This is a genomic window from Variovorax sp. GW531-E2 (genome assembly GCF_059423125.1).
Map to the genome: position 1 here is coordinate 21113 of NZ_JBWKXQ010000034.1, position 22722 is coordinate 43834.

General features: G+C 67.5%; 29 protein-coding genes. 26 read left to right on the plus strand and 3 right to left on the minus strand.

Annotation, left to right across the window (positions count from 1 at the left end):
• The first annotated feature begins 61 nt into the window (after nucleotides 1-61).
• The 6 genes from AC07XP_RS19595 to AC07XP_RS19620 all read left to right on the plus strand — a co-directional run bounded on the left by AC07XP_RS19595 (nucleotide 62) and on the right by AC07XP_RS19620 (nucleotide 4097).
• Complete coding sequence (locus tag AC07XP_RS19595) at nucleotides 62-925, plus strand: ABC transporter ATP-binding protein (protein ID WP_495265600.1); 864 nt, start codon at nucleotides 62-64, stop codon at nucleotides 923-925.
• The gene (gene mlaE / locus AC07XP_RS19600) at nucleotides 922-1704 is read left to right on the plus strand and encodes a lipid asymmetry maintenance ABC transporter permease subunit MlaE (protein ID WP_062471733.1); all 783 of its coding nucleotides are present in this window, start codon (nucleotides 922-924) and stop codon (nucleotides 1702-1704) included. The genes AC07XP_RS19595 and mlaE overlap by 4 nt, the downstream gene beginning before the upstream one ends.
• Before the next feature lie 41 nt (nucleotides 1705-1745).
• Complete coding sequence (gene mlaD, locus AC07XP_RS19605) at nucleotides 1746-2234, plus strand: outer membrane lipid asymmetry maintenance protein MlaD (RefSeq protein WP_062471729.1); 489 nt, start codon at nucleotides 1746-1748, stop codon at nucleotides 2232-2234.
• Nucleotides 2231-2980 carry an MlaA family lipoprotein gene (locus AC07XP_RS19610; protein WP_070059937.1) on the plus strand — a complete coding sequence of 250 codons (750 nt, stop codon included), beginning with the start codon at nucleotides 2231-2233 and terminating at the stop codon, nucleotides 2978-2980. The genes mlaD and AC07XP_RS19610 overlap by 4 nt, the downstream gene beginning before the upstream one ends.
• A gap of 166 nt (nucleotides 2981-3146) precedes the next feature.
• A complete protein-coding gene (locus AC07XP_RS19615) occupies nucleotides 3147-3809 on the plus strand; it encodes an MlaC/ttg2D family ABC transporter substrate-binding protein (protein ID WP_062471721.1) in 663 nt (220 codons plus the stop codon).
• 12 nt (nucleotides 3810-3821) lie between these two features.
• Nucleotides 3822-4097, plus strand: coding sequence for an STAS domain-containing protein (locus AC07XP_RS19620; protein WP_062471718.1), 276 nt, complete (start codon nucleotides 3822-3824; stop codon nucleotides 4095-4097).
• 4 nt (nucleotides 4098-4101) lie between these two features.
• Here the strand turns inward: AC07XP_RS19620 and AC07XP_RS19625 are convergent, their stop codons facing one another.
• The gene (locus AC07XP_RS19625) at nucleotides 4102-5712 is read right to left on the minus strand and encodes a serine hydrolase domain-containing protein (protein WP_495265601.1); all 1611 of its coding nucleotides are present in this window, start codon (nucleotides 5710-5712) and stop codon (nucleotides 4102-4104) included.
• Nucleotides 5713-5864: 152 nt separating this feature from the next.
• Between AC07XP_RS19625 and AC07XP_RS19630 the strand changes: the two genes are divergently transcribed.
• The 13 genes from AC07XP_RS19630 (at nucleotide 5865) to AC07XP_RS19690 (ending at nucleotide 16790) form a co-directional block, all read left to right on the plus strand.
• Complete coding sequence (locus AC07XP_RS19630; protein WP_070059934.1) at nucleotides 5865-6812, plus strand: ABC transporter ATP-binding protein; 948 nt, start codon at nucleotides 5865-5867, stop codon at nucleotides 6810-6812.
• Nucleotides 6809-7573: an ABC transporter permease gene (locus AC07XP_RS19635; protein ID WP_070059933.1), complete on the plus strand. Its 765-nt coding sequence runs from the start codon at nucleotides 6809-6811 to the stop codon at nucleotides 7571-7573. The genes AC07XP_RS19630 and AC07XP_RS19635 overlap by 4 nt, the downstream gene beginning before the upstream one ends.
• 19 nt (nucleotides 7574-7592) lie before the next feature.
• On the plus strand, nucleotides 7593-7835 hold the full coding sequence (locus AC07XP_RS19640) for a BolA family protein (protein ID WP_062471708.1): 243 nt from the start codon (nucleotides 7593-7595) through the stop codon (nucleotides 7833-7835).
• A 42-nt stretch (nucleotides 7836-7877) separates the two neighbouring features.
• The gene (gene murA / locus AC07XP_RS19645; protein ID WP_495265602.1) at nucleotides 7878-9167 is read left to right on the plus strand and encodes a UDP-N-acetylglucosamine 1-carboxyvinyltransferase; all 1290 of its coding nucleotides are present in this window, start codon (nucleotides 7878-7880) and stop codon (nucleotides 9165-9167) included.
• Nucleotides 9164-9805 carry an ATP phosphoribosyltransferase gene (hisG, locus tag AC07XP_RS19650; protein WP_095949879.1) on the plus strand — a complete coding sequence of 214 codons (642 nt, stop codon included), beginning with the start codon at nucleotides 9164-9166 and terminating at the stop codon, nucleotides 9803-9805. The genes murA and hisG overlap by 4 nt, the downstream gene beginning before the upstream one ends.
• 11 nt (nucleotides 9806-9816) lie before the next feature.
• Nucleotides 9817-11139 carry a histidinol dehydrogenase gene (gene hisD, locus AC07XP_RS19655; RefSeq protein WP_307584240.1) on the plus strand — a complete coding sequence of 441 codons (1323 nt, stop codon included), beginning with the start codon at nucleotides 9817-9819 and terminating at the stop codon, nucleotides 11137-11139.
• Between the two features lie 37 nt (nucleotides 11140-11176).
• Nucleotides 11177-12004: a hypothetical protein gene (locus tag AC07XP_RS19660; protein ID WP_495265603.1), complete on the plus strand. Its 828-nt coding sequence runs from the start codon at nucleotides 11177-11179 to the stop codon at nucleotides 12002-12004.
• A gap of 12 nt (nucleotides 12005-12016) precedes the next feature.
• Complete coding sequence (locus AC07XP_RS19665; RefSeq protein ID WP_070059929.1) at nucleotides 12017-12397, plus strand: hypothetical protein; 381 nt, start codon at nucleotides 12017-12019, stop codon at nucleotides 12395-12397.
• Nucleotides 12394-13497: a histidinol-phosphate transaminase gene (gene hisC / locus AC07XP_RS19670; RefSeq protein WP_495265604.1), complete on the plus strand. Its 1104-nt coding sequence runs from the start codon at nucleotides 12394-12396 to the stop codon at nucleotides 13495-13497. The genes AC07XP_RS19665 and hisC overlap by 4 nt, the downstream gene beginning before the upstream one ends.
• Nucleotides 13494-14111 (plus strand): imidazoleglycerol-phosphate dehydratase HisB, encoded by a 618-nt coding sequence (hisB, locus tag AC07XP_RS19675; protein WP_495265605.1) that lies wholly within the window; start codon nucleotides 13494-13496, stop codon nucleotides 14109-14111. The genes hisC and hisB overlap by 4 nt, the downstream gene beginning before the upstream one ends.
• A 19-nt stretch (nucleotides 14112-14130) precedes the next feature.
• The gene (hisH, locus tag AC07XP_RS19680; RefSeq protein ID WP_495265606.1) at nucleotides 14131-14790 is read left to right on the plus strand and encodes an imidazole glycerol phosphate synthase subunit HisH; all 660 of its coding nucleotides are present in this window, start codon (nucleotides 14131-14133) and stop codon (nucleotides 14788-14790) included.
• A 63-nt stretch (nucleotides 14791-14853) separates the two neighbouring features.
• The gene (hisA, locus tag AC07XP_RS19685; RefSeq protein ID WP_062471681.1) at nucleotides 14854-15597 is read left to right on the plus strand and encodes a 1-(5-phosphoribosyl)-5-[(5-phosphoribosylamino)methylideneamino]imidazole-4-carboxamide isomerase; all 744 of its coding nucleotides are present in this window, start codon (nucleotides 14854-14856) and stop codon (nucleotides 15595-15597) included.
• Nucleotides 15598-15617: 20 nt separating this feature from the next.
• On the plus strand, nucleotides 15618-16790 hold the full coding sequence (locus AC07XP_RS19690) for an AAA family ATPase (RefSeq protein ID WP_495265607.1): 1173 nt from the start codon (nucleotides 15618-15620) through the stop codon (nucleotides 16788-16790).
• Between the two features lie 16 nt (nucleotides 16791-16806).
• Here AC07XP_RS19690 and AC07XP_RS19695 read toward each other — a convergent pair whose 3' ends face one another.
• Both AC07XP_RS19695 and AC07XP_RS19700 read right to left on the minus strand, forming a co-directional pair.
• Entirely contained in the window at nucleotides 16807-17721 is a 915-nt protein-coding gene (locus tag AC07XP_RS19695; protein WP_492697831.1) for an amino acid ABC transporter substrate-binding protein, read from the minus strand.
• A gap of 11 nt (nucleotides 17722-17732) precedes the next feature.
• Nucleotides 17733-19040 (minus strand): dicarboxylate/amino acid:cation symporter, encoded by a 1308-nt coding sequence (locus AC07XP_RS19700; protein WP_070059926.1) that lies wholly within the window; start codon nucleotides 19038-19040, stop codon nucleotides 17733-17735.
• 132 nt (nucleotides 19041-19172) lie between these two features.
• Between AC07XP_RS19700 and AC07XP_RS19705 the strand changes: the two genes are divergently transcribed.
• The 7 genes from AC07XP_RS19705 (at nucleotide 19173) to tatA (ending at nucleotide 22710) form a co-directional block, all read left to right on the plus strand.
• Nucleotides 19173-20006, plus strand: coding sequence for a D-hexose-6-phosphate mutarotase (locus AC07XP_RS19705; RefSeq protein ID WP_495265608.1), 834 nt, complete (start codon nucleotides 19173-19175; stop codon nucleotides 20004-20006).
• A 22-nt stretch (nucleotides 20007-20028) separates the two neighbouring features.
• Entirely contained in the window at nucleotides 20029-20814 is a 786-nt protein-coding gene (gene hisF / locus AC07XP_RS19710; RefSeq protein WP_095743770.1) for an imidazole glycerol phosphate synthase subunit HisF, read from the plus strand.
• 42 nt (nucleotides 20815-20856) lie between these two features.
• On the plus strand, nucleotides 20857-21246 hold the full coding sequence (gene hisI / locus AC07XP_RS19715) for a phosphoribosyl-AMP cyclohydrolase (RefSeq protein WP_095743771.1): 390 nt from the start codon (nucleotides 20857-20859) through the stop codon (nucleotides 21244-21246).
• Complete coding sequence (locus AC07XP_RS19720; protein WP_095743772.1) at nucleotides 21243-21632, plus strand: phosphoribosyl-ATP diphosphatase; 390 nt, start codon at nucleotides 21243-21245, stop codon at nucleotides 21630-21632. Before hisI ends, AC07XP_RS19720 begins: the two co-directional genes overlap by 4 nt.
• A gap of 25 nt (nucleotides 21633-21657) precedes the next feature.
• Nucleotides 21658-22047, plus strand: coding sequence for a DUF4870 family protein (locus tag AC07XP_RS19725; RefSeq protein ID WP_056572726.1), 390 nt, complete (start codon nucleotides 21658-21660; stop codon nucleotides 22045-22047).
• Entirely contained in the window at nucleotides 22037-22396 is a 360-nt protein-coding gene (locus tag AC07XP_RS19730; protein ID WP_070059922.1) for a histidine triad nucleotide-binding protein, read from the plus strand. The genes AC07XP_RS19725 and AC07XP_RS19730 overlap by 11 nt, the downstream gene beginning before the upstream one ends.
• 65 nt (nucleotides 22397-22461) lie before the next feature.
• A complete protein-coding gene (tatA, locus tag AC07XP_RS19735; protein WP_070059921.1) occupies nucleotides 22462-22710 on the plus strand; it encodes a Sec-independent protein translocase subunit TatA in 249 nt (82 codons plus the stop codon).
• The last annotated feature ends 12 nt before the right edge of the window (nucleotides 22711-22722 follow it).

Consider the following 22722-nt stretch of genomic DNA (forward strand, 5'->3'; position numbering starts at 1 on the left):
GTTTCATTTGAAGCGGCGCCGTTCGCGGCCCCGTTATCATCCGCGGAAACCGCATGCCGGGATGCCTGAGAAGGCGCCCGGCTTTTTTATTGTGATGGACCCAGCCACACCACCGTCTTCCTCCTTCGTCGAATTCCGCGATGTCTCGTTCGGCTACGGCGCGCGCGCGATCCTCGACGGCGTGTCGTTTTCCGTGCCGCGAGGCAAGGTGACGGCACTGATGGGGGCGTCGGGTGGTGGCAAGACCACCGTGCTGCGCCTGATCGGCGGCCAGCAACGTGCGCAACGCGGCGAGGTGCTGTTCGATGGCAAGGACGTCGGCCGCTTCGATGTTTCGACGCTGTATGCGGCGCGGCGTCGCATGGGCATGCTGTTCCAGTTCGGCGCGCTGTTCACCGACATCAGCGTGTTCGACAACGTGGCGTTCCCATTGCGCGAGCACACGCAGCTGTCGGAAGCGCTGGTGCGCGACATCGTGCTCATGAAGCTCGACGCCGTCGGCCTGCGCGGTGCGCGCGACCTGATGCCCAGCGAGGTGTCGGGCGGCATGGCGCGGCGCGTGGCACTGGCGCGCGCGATCGCGCTTGACCCCGACCTCGTGATGTACGACGAACCCTTCGCGGGGCTCGACCCGATCTCGCTGGGCACGGCCGCGCGGCTGATCCGCCAGCTCAACGACGCGCTCGGCCTCACCAGCATCATCGTGTCGCACGACCTCGAGGAAACCTTCCGCATCGCGGACCACGTGATCATCCTGGCCAACGGCGGCATCGCCGCGCAGGGGCGGCCCGACGAGGTGCGCGAGAGCGTCGATCCGCTGGTGCATCAGTTCGTCAATGCGCTGCCTGACGGGCCGGTGCACTTCCACTATCCGGGCGTCAGTATCGAAGACGATTTCGGGAACAGGGAAGGAGGGCGTTCATGACCTGGTGGAAGCCCGCCGACGTCGGCTTTGCCGTGCGCAGCCAACTGGCCGACATGGGCCATGCGGCCAAGCTGTTCCTGCGCCTGCTCGGCCCGGGCGCGCAGATCATGCGGCGCTTCGGGCTGGTGCGCGACCAGATCCATTTCCTGGGCAACTACTCGCTCGCCATCATCGGCGTGTCGGGCCTGTTCGTGGGCTTCGTGCTCGGGCTGCAGATGTACTACGCGCTGCAGCGCTACGGCTCGTCCGAGGCGCTCGGCCTGCTGGTGGCGCTGAGCCTGGTGCGCGAACTCGGTCCCGTGGTGGCGGCCCTGCTGTTCACCGGCCGGGCCGGCACCTCGCTGACGGCCGAGATCGGCCTCATGAAAGCCAACGAGCAGTTGAGCGCCATGGAAATGATGGCGGTCGATCCGGTGCAGCGCATCCTCGCGCCGCGCTTCTGGGCCGGCGTCATCACCATGCCGCTGCTGGCGGCCGTGTTCAGCGCGGTCGGCATCATGGGCGGCTATGTCGTGGGCGTGCTCATGCTGGGCGTCGACCCGGGCGCGTTCTGGGGCCAGATGCAGGGCGGCGTCGATGTCTGGCGCGACGTCGGCAACGGCGTCATCAAGAGCATCGTGTTCGGTTTCACCGTGACCTTCGTCGCGCTGCTGCAGGGCTTCGAGGCCCAGCCGACGCCCGAGGGCGTGTCGCGCGCCACCACGCGGACCGTGGTGATGGCGTCGCTGGCGGTCTTGGGGCTCGATTTCTTGCTCACCGCCATGATGTTCAGTATCTAAAGGGGCCCCGGCCCCATCGTTCTAGACAGAGAGTGCAAACCATGCAACGTTCCACCAACGACATCTGGGTCGGCCTGTTCGTGCTGATCGGCGGCGCCGCCTTGCTGTTCCTGGCGCTGCAGTCGGCCAACCTGTTGAGCCTGAACTTCCAGAAGACCTACACGGTCACCGCGCGTTTCGACAACATCGGCGGGCTCAAGCCCCAGACCGCGGTCAAGAGCGCTGGCGTGGTGGTCGGTCGTGTGGAATCCATCGCGTTCAACGACAAGGCCTTTCAGGCCGATGTGACGCTGGCGCTGCAAAACCGTTACAGTTTTCCCAAGGACAGCTCGCTCAAGATCCTGACCAGTGGCCTGCTCGGCGAGCAGTACATCGGCATCGAGGCGGGCGCCGAGGAAAAGAACCTGCAAGCCGGCGACACCATCACCGCGACCCAATCGGCCGTGGTGCTGGAGAACCTGATCAGCCAGTTCCTGTACAGCAAGGCCGCCGAGGGGAATACGGCGCCGGGAACAGCCAACAAGAAATGACCACACGACTTTTTTCGTCGACTGCTATTAAAAGTGTAGCTAGCTCCGCCCGTTGGGCCACCGCCACCGTCGGTTTCGCCCTCGTGGCCGGATGCGCCACCGGATCCGGCGCAAGCCCGACCGACCCCTTCGAGCCGTACAACCGCGGCATGACGCGCTTCAACGACACCGTCGACGAAGCCGTGCTGGAGCCCGTGGCCACTGCCTACCAGAACGTGGTGCCCTCGCTGGTGCGCCAGGGCGTGACCAACTTCTTCAGCAACCTCGGTGACATCTGGAGCCTGGCCAACAACGTGGCCCAGCTCAAGCTGCAGAACAGCGCCGAGACCTTCATGCGGCTGAACGTCAACACCTTCTTCGGCCTGGGCGGCCTGCTCGACGTTGCCTCCGAGGCGCGCCTGCCGCGCCACGAGGAAGACTTCGGCCAGACGCTGGGCTACTGGGGCGTGGGCGCCGGTCCGTACGTCGTGTTGCCGCTGCTCGGCCCTTCCACGCTGCGCGACACGATCGCCCGGCCGCTCGACATGTACGGCGATGCGCAGGGCCATATCCACGACATCGCCTGGCGTAATTCGCTGGCGGGCCTGCGTGTCGTGGACACCCGTTCGCGCTACCTGGGGGCCACCCGCCTGCTCGACGAAGCCGCGCTCGACAAGTACTCGTTCACGCGCGATGCCTTCCTGCAGCGCCGCCGCAACCAGGTCTACGACGGCAACCCGCCGGACGACGACAACGCCGGCAAGTGACGGCAAAAGAGGGCGGACGGGGTGGTCCTGCTTGCATCCGGTTGCAAGGCTTCACCTCCGCTTCAGGAACCCGGTCGGCCTGGCGCCTGTCGAAACCGTTCCTGTCTCAGCACGGAGCCATTGGCTGCACCGTGCAGGGAAGACAATTCAACCTGAGGGACTCACCATGAACAACAAGATCTTGCTGCAACGACGCGACCTGGGCCGCCTGGCATTGGCCGGCGCGCTGCTGTTCGGCGCCGCGACCGCCTTCGTGCACCAGAGCGCATTCGCGGCCGACGAAGCCCCCGACGCGCTCGTCAAGCGCCTGTCGACCGACGTGCTCGAGACCATCAAGGCCGACTCGTCGATCAAAGCCGGTGACATCAACAAGATCATGCTGCTGGTCGACAGCAAGATCATGCCCAACGTCAACTTCCAGCGCATGACCGCCTCGGCCGTCGGCCCGGCCTGGCGCCAGGCCACGCCCGAGCAGCAAAAGCGCCTGCAGGACGAGTTCAAGACCCTGCTCGTGCGCACCTACGCCGGCGCGCTCGACCAGGTGAGTGACCAGACCGTCACCATCCGCCCGTTCCGCGGCGCCCCCACCGACACCGACGTGCTCGTGCGCACCGAGGTCAAGGGCCGCGGCGACCCGGTGCAGCTGGACTACCGCCTCGAAAAGACGCCGGGGCAGGGCGCCGGCTGGAAGGTCTACAACCTGAATGTGCTGGGCGTGTGGCTGGTCGACACCTACCGCACCCAGTTCGCGCAGGAAATCAACAAGAGCGGCATCGATGGCCTGATTGCCGCGCTGGCCGCGCGCAACAAGGGCAACGGCAAGGGCTGACGGGCGCACGCCATGCTGGTCCTTCCCTCCCGACTCACCCACGACGAGGCTCCTGCCTGCATGCGCATGCTGCAGCAGGGGCTCAAGGGCCAGACCGATTCGTCGTCCACCGTGGTCGACGCCACGGCGCTGGCCCAGTTCGATTCCTCCGCGCTGGCGGTGCTGCTCGAGTGCCGGCGCGAATCCAGCGCGCTGGGCCGGGGGTTCTCGGTCAAGGGCCTGTCGCCGCGCCTGCGCGAGCTGGCCGCGCTGTACGGCATCGCGGGCCTTCTGCCCGCCGCGCCCTGACCCCCTAGCGCGTGCGTGGCACTGCTGCGGTCAGCAGCGCGAGTGCCTTGTTCAGGGTCGAGGTCGCGAATCGCTCTCCCTTGGAGTGGCCGATGCGCACGACGACGAGATCGTGCGACGGAATCACGAGCACGAACTGGCCCCCTGCGCCGAGCATGTAGTAGGCCGTCGTCGGCGCCGCCAGTGCCCCCGTTCCATTGATCCAGAAGAATCCCCCGTAGATGGGGCGCTGGTCTGCGGCCCAGGCTGGTGCGGCCGTGCTCACGAAATTGACGAACCCCTCGGGAAGAATGCGCTCCCCGTTCCACACGCCGTCCTGCAGGTAGAGATTGGCCAGCCGGGCCCAATCGCGGGCCGACATGAAGTCGTAGCCTTGCGTGAGGAAGTTGCCGTAGGGATCGGTCTCGATCACCATGGAGCGGATGCCGATCTTGTCGAAGATGGCGCGCTGCGGGAACGAGAGGTACTCTTCGCCGCGCTTCTCGACTCCAAGGCGGACCAGGTAGTTGGCAAGCACCGGATCGGTGTTGCGGTAGCGGCCCACCGTGTTGGGCGGCCATTGCTGCGGTCGGGTCGCCGCGTAGTTGAATGCGTTGATCCGGCCCGTGTAGTAGTAGATGTGATCGGGGTAGGTGCCGTTGGGATCGAAGTCCGGATCGTCCGGGGCCTTGATGCGCAGCCCGCTGGACATGCGCAGGATGTCGGCAATGCGGATCTGCTGGCGGCCGTCGCCGGCACCTTGCCATTCGGGAATCGGCGCGGGCTGGTCGAGTTTGTACACGCCCTGCTTGATCAGAACGCCCATCATCGTGGCCACGACGCTCTTGCCCATCGACCATGATTCGAGCGGCGTTGTCGCGCTGATGCCGCTCATGTAGCGCTCGCCGATGAGCCGCCCCTTGTGCGTGACCACGAAGGCCGCGGTGTAGGCCTCCGTCGTTTCGAAGGCGGCGCTGAGGGCCTGGTTCACCTTGGCCATGTCGACGTCGGCGGGCGGCGGGTCGTTCGGCAGCACATCGCCCATGGGCCAGGGCACGGTCGTGGGGTCGGCCAGCGCGCTCTTGACATTGACGGGTGTGAAGAAAACGTCGTCCTTGCCGGGCGGCAGCGTGATGCAACCCTGGGATCCGAAGTGGCGGGCCACCAGCGTCGGGCCGCCGTTGGGCATCGTGATCCGCACCTCTTTCTTGGTGCGGTCGACGACCGGCGCCCCTACCTTCTTGCGCTGTTCGTACGGCCCCGTGAAGTACCCGATGGTTTCGGCGGCGACTGCAGGATCGAGTCCGGTGATGAAGACCGCCGAGCACATGGCCTTGGCATACCCGGACGTGTTGTGCTCCAGCACATCGCCGGGTGGTGGCACGTAGGGCGTGTCCAGCTCCAGGCACTTGGCGCGCGCAATGAGTGCATCGCGGGCCGGCAGCTGGGCCGAACCGGCAGATGAAGTGCAAGGTTGGGCGGTGCCACCCCCTGCGCCAGCGCCTGCGCCGCCGCCGACAAGGGCGATGCCGCCACCACCTCCGCCGCCACCACCTCCTCCCCCGCAAGCAGTCAGCACCATCGCCAGGAGCAGGGCGGCAACGGTTGGGAGGGGGCTGCGGGTCAAACACTTCATTGGCGTTCCTCGCGATGGGCGGTTGCGGTGCGCAAAATCGGCACCGGCGGGATTGTGGGTGAACTTCGGGCCGATGCCTAGCGCGGCCGGCTCCCCGCGTTCACCCCTGAACAGCGCCGAAAAACCCATCGCCCGTAAAATCGCGGGCTCCCATGCCCGCGATCTCATTCCAGTCGGTCTCCAAGACCTACCCTCCCTCCCGTCAGCAACGCGCCCAAGGCAAGCAGGGGCTGCGTGCGGTCGACGAGGTTTCCTTCCAGATCGAGCCGGGCGAGTTCTTCGGCCTGCTCGGGCCCAACGGCGCGGGCAAGACCACCCTCATCAGCATGCTGGCGGGCCTGTCGCGGCCCACGGCGGGCGCGATCAGCGTGCACGGTTTCGACGTGCAGCGCGACTACGCCGAAGCCCGGCGACAGCTCGGCATCGTGCCGCAGGAGCTGGTGTTCGACCCCTTCTTCAACGTGCGCGAGTCGCTGCGCATCCAGTCGGGCTACTTCGGCATCAAGAACAACGAAGCCTGGATCGACGAGCTGCTGCAGAGCCTGGGCCTGGCCGACAAGGCCACGGCCAACATGCGCCAGCTCTCGGGCGGCATGAAGCGCCGTGTGCTGGTGGCACAGGCGCTGGTGCACAAGCCGCCGGTCATCGTGCTCGACGAGCCCACGGCCGGCGTCGACGTCGAGCTGCGCCAGACGCTCTGGCAGTTCGTGGCCAAGCTCAACAAGCAGGGCAGCACCGTGCTGCTCACCACCCATTACCTCGAAGAAGCCGAGGCGCTGTGCAGCCGCATCGCGATGCTCAAGCTCGGCAAGGTGATCGCCCTGGACCGCACCAGCGAGCTGCTGAAGTCGGCCGCAAGCAACGTCCTGCGCTTCAAGACCGACGCCATGCTGCCCTGGGCCATCGCCCAGCACGCGCGCATCACCGGGCGCATCGTGCAGCTGCCGGCGCAGAACGCGCACGAAGTCGAACAACTGCTGGCTGCGATCCGCGAAGCCGGCGTCGCGGTGGAAGACGTGGAAATGCGCAAGGCCGACCTGGAAGACGTGTTCATCGACCTGATGGCGGGCGAGCAGACGCCGCTGGAGGTGTCGCGATGATGGCGGTCACTGGGTGGCGCGCGCTGCTTTACAAGGAAACGCTGCGCTTCTGGAAGGTCGGCTTTCAGACCGTCGGCGCGCCGGTGCTCACCGCGCTGCTGTACCTCATGGTGTTCGGCCATGTGCTCGAAGGCCGCGTGACGGTCTACGGCACCGTGGGCTACACCGCCTTCCTGATTCCCGGCCTCGTGATGATGAGCGTGCTGCAGAACGCGTTCGCGAACAGCTCGTCCTCGATCATCCAGAGCAAGATCATGGGCAACCTCGTGTTCGTGCTGCTCACGCCGCTGTCGCACTGGGGCTGGTTCTTCGCCTACGTGGGCTCCTCGGTGATCCGAGGGCTGGCGGTGGGCGTGGGCGTGTTCGCCGTGACCGTCTTCTTCGCCGTGCCGAGCTTCGTGGCGCCGGTGTGGATCCTGGTGTTCGCGCTGCTGGGCTCGGCCATGCTGGGCACGCTGGGCCTCATCGCCGGGCTCTGGGCCGAGAAGTTCGACCAGATGGCCGTGTTCCAGAACTTCCTGATCATGCCCATGACCTTCCTGTCGGGCGTGTTCTATTCGATCGGTTCGCTGCCGCCGTTCTGGCAAAGCGTGAGCCACCTGAACCCCTTCTTCTACATGATCGACGGCTTCCGCTACGGCTTCTTCGGGGTGAGCGACGCTTCGCCCTGGCTGAGCTTCGGCATCGTCGGTTCCGCCTGGCTGGTGGTGAGCGCCATCGCTGTTCACCTCCTGCGCATCGGCTACAAAATCCGCGGCTGACCGCGACTTCCAAGACCCCATGACCGCTGACGAACTCCAAGCCATCATCGCTGCCCATCTGCCGTGCGAGCACATCACGCTCGAGGGCGACGGCCGACATTGGTACGCGACCATCGTCTCGGCCGAATTCGAGGGCAAGCGCGCCATCCAGCGCCACCAGCGGGTCTACGCCACCCTCGGTGCGAAAATGCACACCGACGAGGTGCATGCGCTCTCGATGAAGACCTACACGCCGGCCGAATGGGCCGCCGTGGACAAATGACTTTCCGGCCCCTGCGGGCCTCCTGATTTCGCTGGATCCTTCATGGACAAACTTCTGATTCGCGGCGGGCGTGAGCTTCGCGGCGAAGTGCTCATTTCCGGCGCCAAGAACGCCGCGCTGCCCGAGCTGTGCGCGGCGCTGCTGACCGACCAGCCCGTGGTGCTGCACAACGTGCCGCGCCTGCAGGACGTGTCGACCATGCTCAAGCTGGTGCGCAACATGGGCGTGACGGCCGAGGCCGACGACAACGGCACCGTGCGCCTGAACGCCGGCAAGCTCGGCAACCCCGAGGCCCCCTACGAACTGGTGAAGACCATGCGCGCCTCGGTGCTGGCGCTGGGCCCGCTGCTGGCGCGCTTCGGCCACGCCAAGGTCTCGCTGCCCGGCGGCTGCGCCATCGGCTCGCGGCCGGTCGACCAGCACATCAAGGGCCTGCAGGCGATGGGCGCTGAAATCGTGGTCGAGCACGGCTACATGGTCGCGCGCCTGCCCGAGGGCCGCACGCGGCTGAAGGGCGCGCGCATCCTGACCGACATGGTCACCGTCACCGGCACCGAGAACTTCCTCATGGCCGCCGCGCTGGCCGAGGGCGAGACGCTGCTCGAGAACGCCGCGCAGGAGCCCGAGATCGTCGACCTGGCCGAGATGCTGATCCGCATGGGCGCCAAGATCGAAGGCCACGGCACCAGCCACATCCGCATCCAGGGCGTCGAGAAGCTGCACGGCTGCGAACACGCCGTGGTGGCCGACCGCATCGAGGCCGGCACCTTCCTGTGCGCCGTGGCGGCCACCGGCGGCGAGGCCTTCCTGCGCCACGCGCGCGGCGACCACCTCGACGCCGTGATCGACAAGCTGCGCGACGCCGGCTGCACCGTCGTGACCGAGCCCGACGGCATCCGCATCGGCTCGCAGGGCCCCGCGTACGACCACCTGAAGGCCCAGAGCTTCAGCACCACCGAATACCCCGGCTTCCCGACCGACATGCAGGCCCAGTTCATGGCCCTGAACGTGATCGCGCGCGGCGCCTCGATGGTCACCGAGACCATCTTCGAGAACCGCTTCATGCACGTGAACGAGATGGTGCGCCTGGGCGCGCGCATCCACGTCGAAGGCAAGGTCGCGATGGTCGAGGGCGTGCAACAGCTCTCGGGCGCCACCGTGATGGCCACCGACCTGCGCGCCTCCGCCAGCCTCGTCATCGCCGGCCTCGTGGCCGAGGGCGAGACGCTGGTCGACCGCATCTACCACCTCGACCGGGGCTACGACCGCATGGAATCGAAACTGCGCGGCCTCGGTGCCGACATTGAACGCGTGACGGGAGCCGCCGCATGATCACCCTGGCTCTTTCCAAAGGCCGCATCTTCGAAGAGACGATGCCCCTGCTGGCCGCCGCCGGCATCGAGGTCACCGAAGACCCCGAGAAATCGCGCAAGCTGATTCTTGAAACCACCCGACCCGACGTGCGCGTGGTGCTGGTGCGTGCCTCCGACGTGCCCACCTACGTGCAGTACGGCGGCGCCGACCTGGGCGTGACCGGGCTGGACGTGCTGCTCGAGCACGGCAACCAGGGCCTGTACCAGCCGCTGGACCTGCGCATCGCGGCCTGCCGCCTGAGCGTGGCCGTGCGCGCCGACTACGACTATGCCTCGGCCGTGAAGCAGGGCTCGCGCCTGCGCGTGGCCACCAAGTACGTGGGCCTGGCGCGCGACTTCTTCGCCAGCAAGGGCGTGCACGTCGACCTGATCAAGCTCTACGGCAGCATGGAACTGGCGCCGCTCACGGGCCTGGCCGACGCCATCGTCGACCTGGTCTCGACCGGCAACACACTCAAGGCCAATCACCTCGTCGAGGTGGAGCGCATCATGGACATCAGCGCCCGGCTGGTCGTCAACCAGGCCGCGCTCAAGCTCAAGCGCGAACCCATCCGCCGCATCATCGACGCGTTCGCGTCCGCCATTCCCTCCGCCTGAACCTCAAGCCCATGACTCTGCAAGCAGCCCCCGCCCGACTGTCCACGAACTCAGCCAGCTTCGACGCTGAATTCAAGGCGCGGCTGCATTGGTCAGCGGACGCGGACGCGGCGATCGAGAAGGTGGTGGCCGACATCCTGGCCGACGTGCAAAAGCGCGGCGACGAGGCGGTGCTGGAATACACGAACCGCTTCGACAAGCTCGACGCGAAGACGCTGCCCGAGCTCGAACTCACGCAGGCCGAGCTGAAGGCCGCGTTCGAGGGCCTCCCCGCCGCGCAGCGCGACGCGCTCGAAGCCGCCGCGCGCCGCGTGCGCAGCTACCACGAGGCGCAGAAGAAGGCCTCCGGCGAAAGCTGGAGCTACCGCGACGCCGACGGCACGCTGCTCGGCCAGAAGGTCACGCCACTCGACCGCGTGGGCATCTACGTGCCGGGCGGCAAGGCCGCGTACCCGTCGAGCGTGCTGATGAACGCCATTCCCGCGCACGTCGCGGGCGTGGGCGAGATCATCATGGTCGTGCCCACGCCGAAGGGCGAGAAGAACCAGCTCGTGCTCGCCGCCGCCTACGTGGCCGGCGTGACGCGCGGCTTCACCGTCGGCGGTGCGCAGGCCGTGGCCGCGCTGGCCTACGGCACGGCCACCATTCCGGCCTGCGACAAGATCACCGGCCCCGGCAACGCCTATGTGGCCGCCGCCAAGCGCCGCGTGTTCGGCACCGTGGGCATCGACATGATCGCGGGCCCGAGCGAAATCCTGGTGCTGGCCGACGGCTCCACGCCGCCCGACTGGGTGGCCATGGACCTGTTCAGCCAGGCCGAGCACGACGAGTTGGCCCAGAGCATCCTGCTGTGCCCCGACGCCGCCTACATCGACCGCGTGCAGGCCGAGATCGACCGCCTGCTGCCGACCATGCCGCGCGCCGAGATCATCGCCGCCTCGCTCAACGGCCGCGGCGCGCTGATCCACACGAAGAGCATGGAAGAGGCTTGCGAGATCAGCAACCGCATCGCGCCCGAACACCTGGAAGTCAGCAGCAGCGAACCGCACCGCTGGGAACCGCTGCTGCGCCACGCCGGCGCGATCTTCCTGGGCAACTTCACCAGCGAGAGCCTGGGCGACTACTGCGCCGGCCCGAACCACGTGCTGCCCACGAGCGGCACGGCGCGCTTCTCGAGCCCGCTGGGCGTGTACGACTTCCAGAAGCGCTCCAGCCTCATCGAGGTGAGCGAGGCCGGCGCGCAGGTGCTGGGCCCGATCGCCGTCACGCTGGCCGAAGGCGAGGGCCTGCAGGCGCACGCCGAAGCCGCGCGCATGCGCCTGCGTAAGATCTGAGGCTCCAACAACCCCGCTTCAGGGAGGAGCACGCCAGATGATTCAACGCCTCTATCGTTCGCGATTTTTCCGTTTCGCCACCGGCCTCGTTGCCGGTGCCGCCTTGCTGGCCGCCTGCACCCAGATGCCGCAGAACCGCGCCGAGACGACGGCGATGGCGGCCACGCCCAGTGCGGCAAAGCCCGCACCCGCGCCGGCGCAGCTCGGCACGCAATGGGGCGAGGGCATCGAGTCGAAGACCCGCACGGTGGCTGCCAAGCGCCTGGCCGACCAGCCCGACGATGTGGCCTCGATCGGCTACAACGACGCGGCCAGCGTGCGCCGCGACGCGGGCAGCAACCCCGAGCGCCGGCTGAACCTGCAGCTGGCCCAGGGTGACATCGAGTGGTCGGTGCTCGACGAGAACGACCGCCCGCTGCCGCTGCAGCGCGCACGTCGAAGCGGCAATGACATGTTCCGCCTCGCCGGCATCGAAGGCGCGCGCTACACGCTGCGCTTTCGCAACCTCAGCGACCGCAGCTACGAGGTGATCGCCACCGTCGACGGCCTGGACGTGCTCAACGGCAAGCCCGGCAGCCTGCGCAACGGCGGCTACGTGCTGCGCCCGCAGCAGACCCTGAACATCGAGGGCTTCCGCAAGAGCCAGAGCGAAGTGGCCGCCTTCCGTTTCGCCACGCCGGGCCGTGCCTACGCCGCGAACACCGAGGCCGGCGACGTGCGCAACATCGGCGTGATCGGCGCCGCGCTGTTCGAGCTCGAAGAGCCGAACGCCCCGCGCCGCACCCGCCGCGACGCCTCGCCGTCGCAGCCCAGCGCCTTTCCGGCCGACGGCGCGTACGCACCGCCGCCGCGCTACCGCAAGTAAGCCAGCGAGGCCATGCAACGCGCCGCCGTCCTGCTGTTGCCGCGCCTGCCGGCGCTGCTGCTCGCCCTGGCGGCCGGTGCGATCGGCGCCGGCGCGCAGGCCATGAGCATCCGCGAGCTGCGCACCCTCGAAGCCAACGAGAAGGACGGCAAGGCCTACGCCAGCTACTACCTCGTCGGCGTGCTCGAAGGCCTGCGCGAGGGCGTCGAATCGTCGCAGCGCAACGGCCAGGTGCCGCCGTTCTGCATCGAGGGCCGCCGCCTCGAGCCCTCGATGGCCCGCTCGCTCTACCAGACCGAGCTGAGCCGCAACGCCGACAGCTACGAAGCCGACATGCCCGTGCAACTGGTCATGGCCGGCGCCCTCCGCAACAGCTACCGCTGCACCCGATGACCGTTTCCGATTCCTCCGCCTCCGACAACCGCCTGCCGCTCGACCGCATCCGCGCCGACGTGCGCGCCATGCACGCCTACGCGGTGCAGGACGCGCGCGGCTTCCTCAAGCTCGACGCGATGGAGAACCCCTACGGCCTGCCGCCCGCGCTGCAGGCCGAACTGGGCGCGCGCCTGGGCGCGCTGGCGCTCAACCGCTACCCCGGTGACCGCGGCGCCGACCTGCAGCGCGCGCTGGCCGTCCATGCGGGCCTGCCCGAAGGCTTCGGGCTGATGCTGGGCAACGGCTCGGACGAACTGATCTCGCTGCTCGGCATCGCCTGCGACCAGCCCGGCGCCGCCGTGCTGGCGCCTGTGCCCGGCTTCGTCATGTACGCGATGAGCGCCCAGCTGCAGGGCCTGCGCTTCGTCGGCGTGCCGCTGACGGCCGATTTCGAGCTCGACGAGGCCGCCATGCTGGCCGCCATCGCGCGCGAGAAGCCCGCCATCGTCTACCTCGCCTACCCGAACAACCCGACCGCCAACCTCTGGGACGACGCCGTCATCGAGAAGATCGTGCGAGCCCAGGGCGCACAGGGCGGCCTGGTGGTGATCGACGAGGCCTACCAGCCCTTTGCCGCCCGCAGCTACATCGACCGGCTCGCGAACCACCGCCACGTGCTGCTGATGCGCACCCTGAGCAAGTTCGGCCTGGCCGGCATCCGCCTGGGCTACCTCATGGGCCCCGCCGCGCTGGTCGCCGAGATCGACAAGGTGCGCCCGCCCTACAACATCAGCGTGCTCAACTGCGAGGCCGCGCTGTTCGCGCTGGAGCACGCGGCCGTGTTCGAGGCTCAGGCGCGCCAGATCCGCGAAGGGCGCGACCAGCTCATGGCCGCGCTGGCCCGGCTGCCGGGCGTGAAGACCTGGCCCAGCGACGCCAACATGATCCTGCTGCGCGTGCCGGATGCCACCCGTACCTTCGAGGGCATGAAGGCCCGCGGGGTGCTGGTGAAGAACGTTTCTAAAATGCATGAACTGCTCGCCAACTGCCTGCGCCTCACCGTCGGAACGGCCGACGAGAACGCGCAGATGCTGGCGGCGCTCGAAGCCTCACTATGACCACCCCCACGACCCCGGGCAGCATCGATCGCATCGCGACGGTCACCCGCAACACCGCCGAGACGAAGATCACGGTCAGCGTCAACCTCGACGGCACCGGCAAGGCCAAGCTCTCCACGGGCATCGGCTTTTTCGATCACATGCTCGACCAGATCGCCCGCCACGGGCTGATCGACCTGGACATCGACTGCGAGGGCGACCTGCACATCGACGGCCACCACACGGTGGAAGACGTGGGCATCACGCTCGGCCAGGCCGTGGCCAAGGCCATCGGCGACAAGAAGGGCATCCGCCGCTACGGCCATGCCTACGTGCCGCTGGACGAGGCATTGAGCCGCGTCGTCATCGACTTCTCGGGCCGCCCGGGCCTCGTGATGCACGTGCCCTTCACCAGCGGGATGATCGGCACCTTCGACAGCCAGCTCACCTACGAGTTCTTCCAGGGCTTCGTGAACCACGCCTTCGTCACGCTGCACATCGACAACCTGAAGGGCGTGAATGCGCACCACCAGTGCGAGACCGTGTTCAAGGCCTTCGCGCGCGCCATGCGCGGCGCGCTGGAGCTCGATCCACGCTCCGTCGGCGTCATTCCCTCGACCAAGGGTTCGCTCTGAAATCCCTCAGCGAACAGCTATGAAATCTGTAGCAAATAATTCCGTCGCGGTCGTCGACTACGGCATGGGCAACCTGCACTCCGTGTCGCAGGCCGTGCGCCATGCGGCCGACCAGGTGGGCGTGGAGGTGTTCGTCACCTCCGACCCGGACGTGGTGCGCCAGGCCACCCGCGTGGTGCTGCCGGGGCAGGGCGCCATGCCCGACTGCATGCGCGAGCTGCGCGACTCGGGCCTGCTCGAATCGGTGCTCGAGGCCGCGGCCAGCAAGCCGCTCTTCGGCGTGTGCGTGGGCATGCAGATGCTGCTGTCGCGCAGCGACGAAGGCCCGACCGACGGCCTGGGGCTCATTCCCGGCGAGGTCGTCAAGTTCGACCTGGCCGGCCGCCTGCAGCCCGACGGCAGCCGCTTCAAGGTGCCGCAGATGGGCTGGAACCAGGTGCGCCAGGCCCAGCCGCACGCGGTGTGGGCGGGCATTCCCGACCAGAGCTACTTCTATTTCGTGCACAGCTTCTACGCATGTCCGGCGGATGCCCGGCACAGCGTGGGCGAGGCCAATTACGGGGCATGCTTTACCGCGGCCATCGCACGCGATAACATTTTTGCCACCCAGTTCCACCCGGAGAAGAGTGCGGACCATGGGCTGCAGCTGTATCGCAACTTCCTCCACTGGAATCCCTGACCTTATATTCCCGCCCGGGCCGCACCGTTCGCAGCCCGGCTTTCGCACACTCGCGTCACTTCCATGCTCCTCATTCCCGCCATTGATCTCAAAGACGGCCACTGCGTTCGCCTCAAGCAGGGCGACATGGACCAGTCCACCATCTTCAGCGAAGACCCCGCCGCCATGGCCCGCAAATGGGTCGAGGCCGGCGCCCGTCGGCTGCACCTGGTCGATCTGAATGGCGCCTTCGCGGGCAAGCCGCAGAACCACGCGGCGATCAAGGCGATCCTGAAGGAAGTCGGCGACGACATCCCGGTGCAGCTGGGCGGCGGCATCCGCGACCTGGACACCATCGAGCGCTACATCGACGACGGCCTGCGCTACGTGATCATCGGCACCGCCGCGGTCAAGAACCCCGGCTTCCTGAAGGACGCCTGCAGCGCCTTCGGCGGCCACATCATCGTGGGCCTGGACGCCAAGGACGGCAAGGTCGCCACCGACGGCTGGAGCAAGCTCACGGGCCACGAGGTGGCCGACCTGGGCAAGAAGTTCGAGGACTACGGCGTCGAATCGATCATCTACACCGACATCGGCCGCGACGGCATGCTCTCGGGCATCAACATCGACGCCACCGTCAAGCTCGCGCAGGCGCTGACCATCCCCGTGATCGCCTCGGGCGGCCTGTCGAACATGGCCGACATCGACCAGCTCTGCGCGGTCGAGTCCGAAGGCGTCGAGGGCGTGATCTGCGGCCGCGCCATCTACTCGGGCGACCTCGACTTCGCCGCCGCCCAGGCGCGCGCGGACGAGCTGGCCGGCGCCTGACGCCTTTGCCGTAGCGGCGCGTGCTCTCCGCGCTCGCCATTGCCAACTACCGCTCGCTGCGCCAGCTGACGGTGCCGCTGGGCCGCCTCACGGTGGTCACCGGCGCCAACGGCAGCGGCAAGTCGAGCGTGTACCGCGCAATGCGGCTGCTGGCCGACATCGCCAACGGCGGCGTGATCCGCTCGCTGGTGCGCGAGGGCGGGCTGTCTTCCACGCTGTGGGCCGGGCCCGAGCGCTTTTCGGCGGCCATGCTGCGCGGCGAACAGCCGGTGCAGGGCACCACGCGCAGCGAGCCGGTGGCGCTGAAGCTGGGCTTCGCCGGCGCCGAGGCCGAGGATTTCGGCTACGCCATCGACATCGGCCTGCCGCCGCCGATCCCGTCCTCGGCCTTCTCGCACGACCCGCAGATCAAGCACGAGGCGATCTGGAGCGGCCCGCTGCTGCGCCCCTCCACGCACCTGGTCGACCGCAAGGGCGCCGCGCTGCGCCTGCGTGACGGCAAGGGCTGGCAGGCCGTCGGCCGGCCGATCCCGGCCTTCGCCAGCATGATGACCGAGCACGCCGACCCGCGTGACGCGCCCGAGATGCTCACGCTGCGCGAGCAGATGCGCTCCTGGCGCTTCTACGACCACTTCCGCTCGGACGCCGACGCCCCCGCGCGCCAGCCGCAGCTGGGCACCTACACGCCCGTGCTGGCGAACGATGGGGCCGATCTGGCCGCGGCCCTGCAGACCGTCCGCGAGATCGGCGACGGCGAGGCGCTCGACAGCGCCGTGGACGACGCCTTTCCGGGCGCCCGCATCGAGGTGCAGGCGAACGGCGACCGCTTCGAGACGCTGATGCACCAGCACGGCCTGCTGCGGCCCCTGACGGCCGCCGAGCTGTCGGACGGCACCCTGCGCTACCTGCTGTGGATCGCGGCGCTGCTGACGCCCCGTCCGCCCGCGCTGCTGGTGCTCAACGAGCCCGAGACCAGCCTGCACCCCGACCTGCTGCCGGCGCTGGGCCGCCTCATCGCGCAGGCCGCGCGGGCGTCGCAGGTGATCGTGGTGTCGCATGCGGCGCGCCTGATCGCCGCCCTGGACGACAGCGACGGCCTGCAGCCGGTGGTGCTCGAAAAGCGCTTCGGCGAGACCCGCATCGCGAACCTCGACATGAGCGAGATTCCGCGCTGGGAGTGGCCTGCGCGGTAGAGAAGGGCAGGCGGGCCTACTCGGCCTTCACTGCCATCGTCTGGATGATCGTTTCCAGCTGCGCGCTCATCGGCAAATTGAGGCTTTCCCCCGAAGGCAGCTTGCGCATGAACCAGCGCTTGTACTGGCGGTGGATCTCGCCGTCTTCCGCCAGCACCTGGAAGGTGTCGACCACCACCTTGTTCAGCTGCGGGTCGCCCTTGCGGTACATGACCGCGTAGGGGTCGTAGGAGAGGAAGTCGCCCACCACCTCGTACTGCGCCTTGGCGGCGTCGCGGGCGATCAGGCCGTAGAGCAGCACGTCGTCGGTGGCGAAGGCGTCGGCCTGGCCTTCTTTCACGAGTGCGAACGACTCGGCATGGTCGCGCGCCACCTTCAACTCGATGTTGAGCTTGAACTTCTGCGACAGGTCGCGCAGCGTCTTCTCGTTGGTGGTGCCGGCCGTCACGGCCACTTTCTTGCCGGCCAGGTCGCGGAACGACTGGATCGGCGCGCCCTTCTTCACCAGCACCTTGGTACCCGAGACGAACATCGTTGGCGAAAAGGCCACGCGCTTCTGGCGCTCGAGGTTGCTGGTGGTGGAGCCGCACTCGAGGTCGACCTGGCCGCTGACGACCGCGTCGATGCGCGAGTCGGAGGTGACGGGCACCCACTTGATCGTGAGGCTCTTGTTGACCGTGTCCTCGATGGCCGTGACGAGCGCGCGGCACAGCTCGATGGAATAGCCGATCGGCTCCTTGCGCGCATTGAGGTACGAAAAGGGCACCGAGGCCTCGCGGTGGCCGATGGCGATGGTGCCGCTCTCGCGCACCTTGGCCAGCGTGCCGGTGAGGAGCTCCTGCGCCTGCGCGGGGCCGGCCGGCAAGGCCAGGGCCACGGCCGCCAGCAGCCATGCGGCGACGGCGGAGGGCAGCGTGGCGATGCGCGTCATGGCGTGGCGCCTCACGCGTGCGCCGGATGGGCGAGGGTGGCCGCGGCTTCCTCGTCGAGCACCTTGGCGTTGGCCTCGGCATCGCTCTCGGACAGCAGCTCGCCCTCCCACTTGGCGACTACGGCCGTGGCGATGGAGTTGCCCACTGCGTTGGTGGCCGAGCGGCCCATGTCCAGGAAGGTGTCCACGCCCAGGATCAGCAGCAGGCCGGCCTCGGGAATGTCGAAGTGGTTCAGCGTGGCGGCGATCACCACCAGCGAGGCGCGCGGCACGCCGGCCATGCCCTTGGAGGTGAGCATCAGGATCAGCAACATGGTGATCTGCGTGCTGATCGGCATGTGGATGTCGTAGGCCTGCGCGATGAACAGCACGGCGAAGGTGCAGTACATCATTGAGCCGTCGAGGTTGAACGAGTAGCCCATCGGCATCACGAAGCTGGAGATCTTGCGCTTCACGCCGAAACGGTCGAGCGCCTGCAGGATCTTCGGGTACGCGGCTTCGGAACTCGCGGTGGCGAACGACAGCAGGAACGCCTCCTTGATGAGCACCAGCAGCTTGAACACGCGCGGCCCCAGGAACAGCAGGCCGGCCATGATGAGCACGCCCCACAGCACGAACAGGCCCAGGTAGAAGTCGCGCATGAACACGGCGAACTTGACGAGAATGCCCAGCCCGTTCACGGCCACGGTGGCGGCCATGGCCGCCAGCACCGCCAGCGGCGCGAGCTTCATGACGTAGCCCGTGATCTTGAGCATGGCGTGCGACAGCTCCTCGATGGCGGCCACCAGCGTCTTGGCCTTGTCGCCGAGCGAGGCCAGCGCCACGCCGAAGAACATCGAGAACACCACGATCTGCAGGATCTCGTTGTTGGCCATCGCCTCCACGAACGACTTGGGCACCGTGTGACTCACGAAGTCCTTGAAGGTGAACTTGTTGGTCGCCAGGTTGGCCGAGGCGCCGATGTCGGGCAGCGGCAGGCCCAGGTTCTCGCCGGGCTTGAGCAGGTTGGCCATGACCAGGCCGATCACCAGCGAGATCAGCGAGGCCGTGAGGAACCAGCCGATGGCCTTGCCGAACACACGGCCGACCGACTTGGCGTCGCCCATGTGCGCGATGCCCACCACCAGCGTGGAGAACACCAGCGGGCCGATCAGCATCTTGATCAGGCGCAGGAAGACGTCGGAGACGATGGAGACGTAGTCCGCGATCTCCTTGGCGGCCTTCTTGTCGGGAAAGCTGGTGAAGATCATGTAACCGACGATGATGCCGAGCACCATGGCGATCAGGATCCAGGCGGCCATGGGCAGCTTTTTCTTCATGCGTATCCCCTTTGTCGTGTGAGAGTGGTTCTTTTCGAGTGCACGGGACCGACCCGGCACAGGGTATCCAAGAAAGGCGGATGCACGCAATGGCCCGCTGTCAGGATGCGGCGGCTGCCTACAATTCCTCACATGGATATCCGCTCGATCGAGTTTCGAGGCCAGCCGGCGTTGCACGCCGTGGCGGCCGATGGCAGCACGCTGACGGTGGCGCTGCATGGCGCCCAGGTGCTTTCCTGGGCCCCGGCCCGCGGTGGGGAGCGACTGTATCTGAGTCCGAAGGCCGTTTTTGACGGCCAAACCGCCATCCGCGGCGGCATTCCCCTGTGCTGCCCCCAGTTCAACCAGCGCGGCATGCTCCCCAAGCATGGCTTCATGCGCAATCTGCCTTGGATTCGCGAGGATTCGGGCGCGCCCGACACGCTGCGGCTGGTGCTGCGCGACAACGACGCCACCCGCCGGCTCTGGCCGCATGCCTTCGAAGCGCGGATGGACGCCACGCTCGCCGCCGGCCGGCTGCGCACCACGCTCACCCTGGCCAACACCGGCGACGCGCCCTGGCCGTTCTCGGCCGCGCTGCACACCTACCTGCGCGTGGACGACATCGCCGTGGTGCGCCTCGAAGGCCTGCAGGGCGCCGCCCGCTGGGACGCGGTGCGCGACGTGCGCCAGACCGAAACCGCTGCCGCGCTGCAGTTCGACGCCGAGTTCGACAGCGTCTACACGGCCCCGGCGCAGCCGCTGCGGCTGGTGCAGCCCGACGGCACGCTCGAAATCACCCAGAGCGAAACCTGCACCGAAACCGTGGTCTGGAACCCCGGCGCCGCGCTCGGTGCGACACTCGCGGACATGCCCCCAGAGGGCTTCCGCCACATGCTGTGCGTCGAGGCGGCCCGCATCGACGAACCCGTCGTGCTGGCGCCCGGCGCCCAATGGCAGGGCTGGCAACAGCTTTGCGTTCTCTGATTTCTCTCTGGTTCACCACCCCATGCTTGCCAAACGCATCATTCCCTGTCTCGACGTCACCGGCGGCCGCGTCGTCAAGGGCGTCAACTTCCTCGAGCTGCGCGATGCCGGCGACCCGGTCGAGATCGCGGCGCGCTACAACGCGCAGGGCGCCGACGAACTCACCTTCCTGGACATCACCGCCACCAGCGACGGCCGCGACCTGATCCTGCCGATCATCGAGGCGGTGGCCTCGCAGGTCTTCATTCCGCTGACCGTGGGCGGCGGCGTGCGCACGGTGGCCGACGTGCGCCGGTTGCTCAACGCGGGCGCCGACAAGACCAGCTTCAACTCGGCCGCCATCGCCGATCCGCAGGTGATCAGCGACGCGGCCCAGAAGTACGGCTCGCAGTGCATCGTGGTCGCCATCGACGCCAAGCGCCGCAGCCCCGAAGACGCCGCCACGCGCGGCGCGGGCTGGGACGTCTACAGCCACGGCGGGCGCAAGAACACCGGCCTGGACGTGGTGCAGTGGGCGACCGAGATGGCGCGCCGCGGCGCGGGCGAGATCCTGCTCACGAGCATGGACCGCGACGGCACCAAGAGCGGCTTCGACCTGGCCCTGACGCGCGCTGTGAGCGACGCGGTCAACGTGCCGGTGATCGCCTCGGGCGGCGTCGGCAGCCTCGACGACCTGGCCGACGGCATCCAGAAGGGCGGCGCCGACGCGGTGCTGGCCGCGAGCATCTTCCACTACGGCGAGCACACCGTGGGCGAGGCCAAGGCGCGCATGGCCGAGCGCGGGATTCCCGTGCGCATCGACGCCTGAGCGGGACCGGAAGGGTCTTTTCCTATCCTCGACAATATCCCCATGAATTGGCTCGATGAAGTGAAGTGGGACGCGAACGGGTTGGTGCCCGTGATCGCCCAGGAACAAGGCACGAACGACGTGCTCATGTTCGCGTGGATGAACCGCGAGGCGCTCGAGAAGACCGCCGAGCTGGGCCGCGCGGTGTATTTCAGCCGCTCGCGCAGCAAGCTGTGGTTCAAGGGCGAGGAGTCGGGCCACGTGCAGACCGTGCACGAGATCCGCCTCGACTGCGACAACGACGTGGTGCTGCTCAAGGTGACCCAGCTCGGCCACGAGCCCGGCATTGCCTGCCACACCGGCCGCCACAGCTGCTTCTTCAGCAAGTACGAAAAGGGCCAGTGGACCGTGGTCGAACCGGTCTTGAAAGACCCGGAGTCGATCTACAAATGACCGCCACAGTGAACGATTCGAACACCTCCGACGCGCTCGCCCGCCTGGCCGCGGTGCTCGAGAGCCGCCTGCCCGCGAACGGCGGCGACCCCGAGAAAAGCTACGTCGCCCGGCTGCTGCACAAGGGCCCCGACGCCTTCCTCAAGAAGATCGGCGAGGAAGCCACCGAGGTCGTGATGGCCGCCAAGGACGCCGACCACGGCGGCGACCGCTCGAAAATAGTGAACGAAGTGGCCGACCTGTGGTTCCACACCATGGTGGCGCTGGCCCACTACGGTTTCTCGCCAGCCGACGTTGTCGCGGAGCTCGAGCGCCGCGAGGGCACCAGCGGCATCGAGGAAAAAGCCCTGCGCAAGGTGCAGGCCCGCGAAGCTTCCAACGACTGAATGATCGATTGAAAGGGCATCGACCATGGCCAATGACATCGTGAACGTGGAACCCGACGACTCCCTCAAGACCTGGGGCTGGGTCAGCTACGTGCTGCACCTGATCGTGGCCATCGGCGCGGTCGTGCCGGGCGCGCAGGCCTCCGTGCTGCTGCTGCTCATCGCCCTGCTGATCGATTTCGTGAAGCGCGACGACGCGGCCGGCACCTGGCAGGCCTCGCACTTCAGCTGGCGCATCCGCTCGGTGCTGTGGGCCGGCCTGCTGTACATCGTCACCTCGTGGCTCTGGCTGCTGCTGTTCGTGCCGGGCTGGATCGCCTGGAGCCTGATTTCGCTGTGGTTCCTCTACCGGATCGTGAAGGGCATGATCCGGATGAACGACGGCCGTCCCATGGAACCCAAAGATGTCATCTGATCCGAACTGCGTCTTCTGCAAAATCATCGAAGGCAAGATCCCCTCGCGCAAGGTCTACGAAGACGACGACCTGTTCGGTTTCCACGACATCTCGCCCTGGGCGCCGGTGCATTTCATGCTGGTGCCGAAGAAGCACATCGCCTCGATGGCGCAGCTCACGCCCGAGGATTCGGCGCTCATGGGCAAGATCATGACGCTGGCCCCCCAGCTGGCGCTGGAGCAGGGCTGCCGGCCCTATCCGGACGGCGGCTACCGGGTCGTCGTGAACACCGGCGCCGAGGGCGGGCAGGAGGTTCACCATCTCCATGTGCACGTCATGGGCGGCCCCCGCCCCTGGCTTCGCGGCTGAGCAGGGTTAAGCCAAACTGTCACATTCCCCCCGACTAAAATCGGACACATTCTTAGGAGTTCTCCATGGGTTCTTTTTCCATCTGGCACTGGCTGATCGTGCTGCTCGTCGTGGTCATGATCTTCGGCACCAAGAAGCTGCGGAACATGGGTTCGGATCTCGGTGGCGCCGTCAAGGGTTTCAAGGACGGCATGAAGGACGGCTCGGCCTCCCCCGACGCCTCCGCTGCACCGGCCCCCACGCAGCAAGTGACCGGCCAGCCGGCCAACAGCGACAAGTCGACGATCGACGTCGAAGCGCGCCAGAAGTCCTGAGCACCGCAGGCA

Coding starts and splice junctions, on each gene's coding strand:
- hisC (WP_495265604.1), top strand. CDS start 12,394: ATGACCGTTTCCGATTCCTCCGCCTCCGACAACCGCCTGCCGCTCGAC.
- murA (WP_495265602.1), top strand. CDS start 7,878: ATGGACAAACTTCTGATTCGCGGCGGGCGTGAGCTTCGCGGCGAAGTG.
- hisI (WP_095743771.1), top strand. CDS start 20,857: ATGAATTGGCTCGATGAAGTGAAGTGGGACGCGAACGGGTTGGTGCCC.
- tatA (WP_070059921.1), top strand. CDS start 22,462: ATGGGTTCTTTTTCCATCTGGCACTGGCTGATCGTGCTGCTCGTCGTG.
- mlaD (WP_062471729.1), top strand. CDS start 1,746: ATGCAACGTTCCACCAACGACATCTGGGTCGGCCTGTTCGTGCTGATC.
- AC07XP_RS19595 (WP_495265600.1), top strand. CDS start 62: ATGCCTGAGAAGGCGCCCGGCTTTTTTATTGTGATGGACCCAGCCACA.
- AC07XP_RS19660 (WP_495265603.1), top strand. CDS start 11,177: ATGATTCAACGCCTCTATCGTTCGCGATTTTTCCGTTTCGCCACCGGC.
- AC07XP_RS19725 (WP_056572726.1), top strand. CDS start 21,658: ATGGCCAATGACATCGTGAACGTGGAACCCGACGACTCCCTCAAGACC.
- AC07XP_RS19665 (WP_070059929.1), top strand. CDS start 12,017: ATGCAACGCGCCGCCGTCCTGCTGTTGCCGCGCCTGCCGGCGCTGCTG.
- AC07XP_RS19630 (WP_070059934.1), top strand. CDS start 5,865: ATGCCCGCGATCTCATTCCAGTCGGTCTCCAAGACCTACCCTCCCTCC.
- mlaE (WP_062471733.1), top strand. CDS start 922: ATGACCTGGTGGAAGCCCGCCGACGTCGGCTTTGCCGTGCGCAGCCAA.
- AC07XP_RS19610 (WP_070059937.1), top strand. CDS start 2,231: ATGACCACACGACTTTTTTCGTCGACTGCTATTAAAAGTGTAGCTAGC.
- AC07XP_RS19635 (WP_070059933.1), top strand. CDS start 6,809: ATGATGGCGGTCACTGGGTGGCGCGCGCTGCTTTACAAGGAAACGCTG.
- AC07XP_RS19625 (WP_495265601.1), bottom strand. CDS start 5,712: ATGAAGTGTTTGACCCGCAGCCCCCTCCCAACCGTTGCCGCCCTGCTC.
- AC07XP_RS19695 (WP_492697831.1), bottom strand. CDS start 17,721: ATGACGCGCATCGCCACGCTGCCCTCCGCCGTCGCCGCATGGCTGCTG.
- hisB (WP_495265605.1), top strand. CDS start 13,494: ATGACCACCCCCACGACCCCGGGCAGCATCGATCGCATCGCGACGGTC.
- AC07XP_RS19705 (WP_495265608.1), top strand. CDS start 19,173: ATGGATATCCGCTCGATCGAGTTTCGAGGCCAGCCGGCGTTGCACGCC.
- AC07XP_RS19620 (WP_062471718.1), top strand. CDS start 3,822: ATGCTGGTCCTTCCCTCCCGACTCACCCACGACGAGGCTCCTGCCTGC.
- AC07XP_RS19720 (WP_095743772.1), top strand. CDS start 21,243: ATGACCGCCACAGTGAACGATTCGAACACCTCCGACGCGCTCGCCCGC.
- AC07XP_RS19730 (WP_070059922.1), top strand. CDS start 22,037: ATGTCATCTGATCCGAACTGCGTCTTCTGCAAAATCATCGAAGGCAAG.
- AC07XP_RS19615 (WP_062471721.1), top strand. CDS start 3,147: ATGAACAACAAGATCTTGCTGCAACGACGCGACCTGGGCCGCCTGGCA.
- hisF (WP_095743770.1), top strand. CDS start 20,029: ATGCTTGCCAAACGCATCATTCCCTGTCTCGACGTCACCGGCGGCCGC.
- AC07XP_RS19700 (WP_070059926.1), bottom strand. CDS start 19,040: ATGAAGAAAAAGCTGCCCATGGCCGCCTGGATCCTGATCGCCATGGTG.
- AC07XP_RS19640 (WP_062471708.1), top strand. CDS start 7,593: ATGACCGCTGACGAACTCCAAGCCATCATCGCTGCCCATCTGCCGTGC.
- hisH (WP_495265606.1), top strand. CDS start 14,131: ATGAAATCTGTAGCAAATAATTCCGTCGCGGTCGTCGACTACGGCATG.
- hisG (WP_095949879.1), top strand. CDS start 9,164: ATGATCACCCTGGCTCTTTCCAAAGGCCGCATCTTCGAAGAGACGATG.
- hisA (WP_062471681.1), top strand. CDS start 14,854: ATGCTCCTCATTCCCGCCATTGATCTCAAAGACGGCCACTGCGTTCGC.
- hisD (WP_307584240.1), top strand. CDS start 9,817: ATGACTCTGCAAGCAGCCCCCGCCCGACTGTCCACGAACTCAGCCAGC.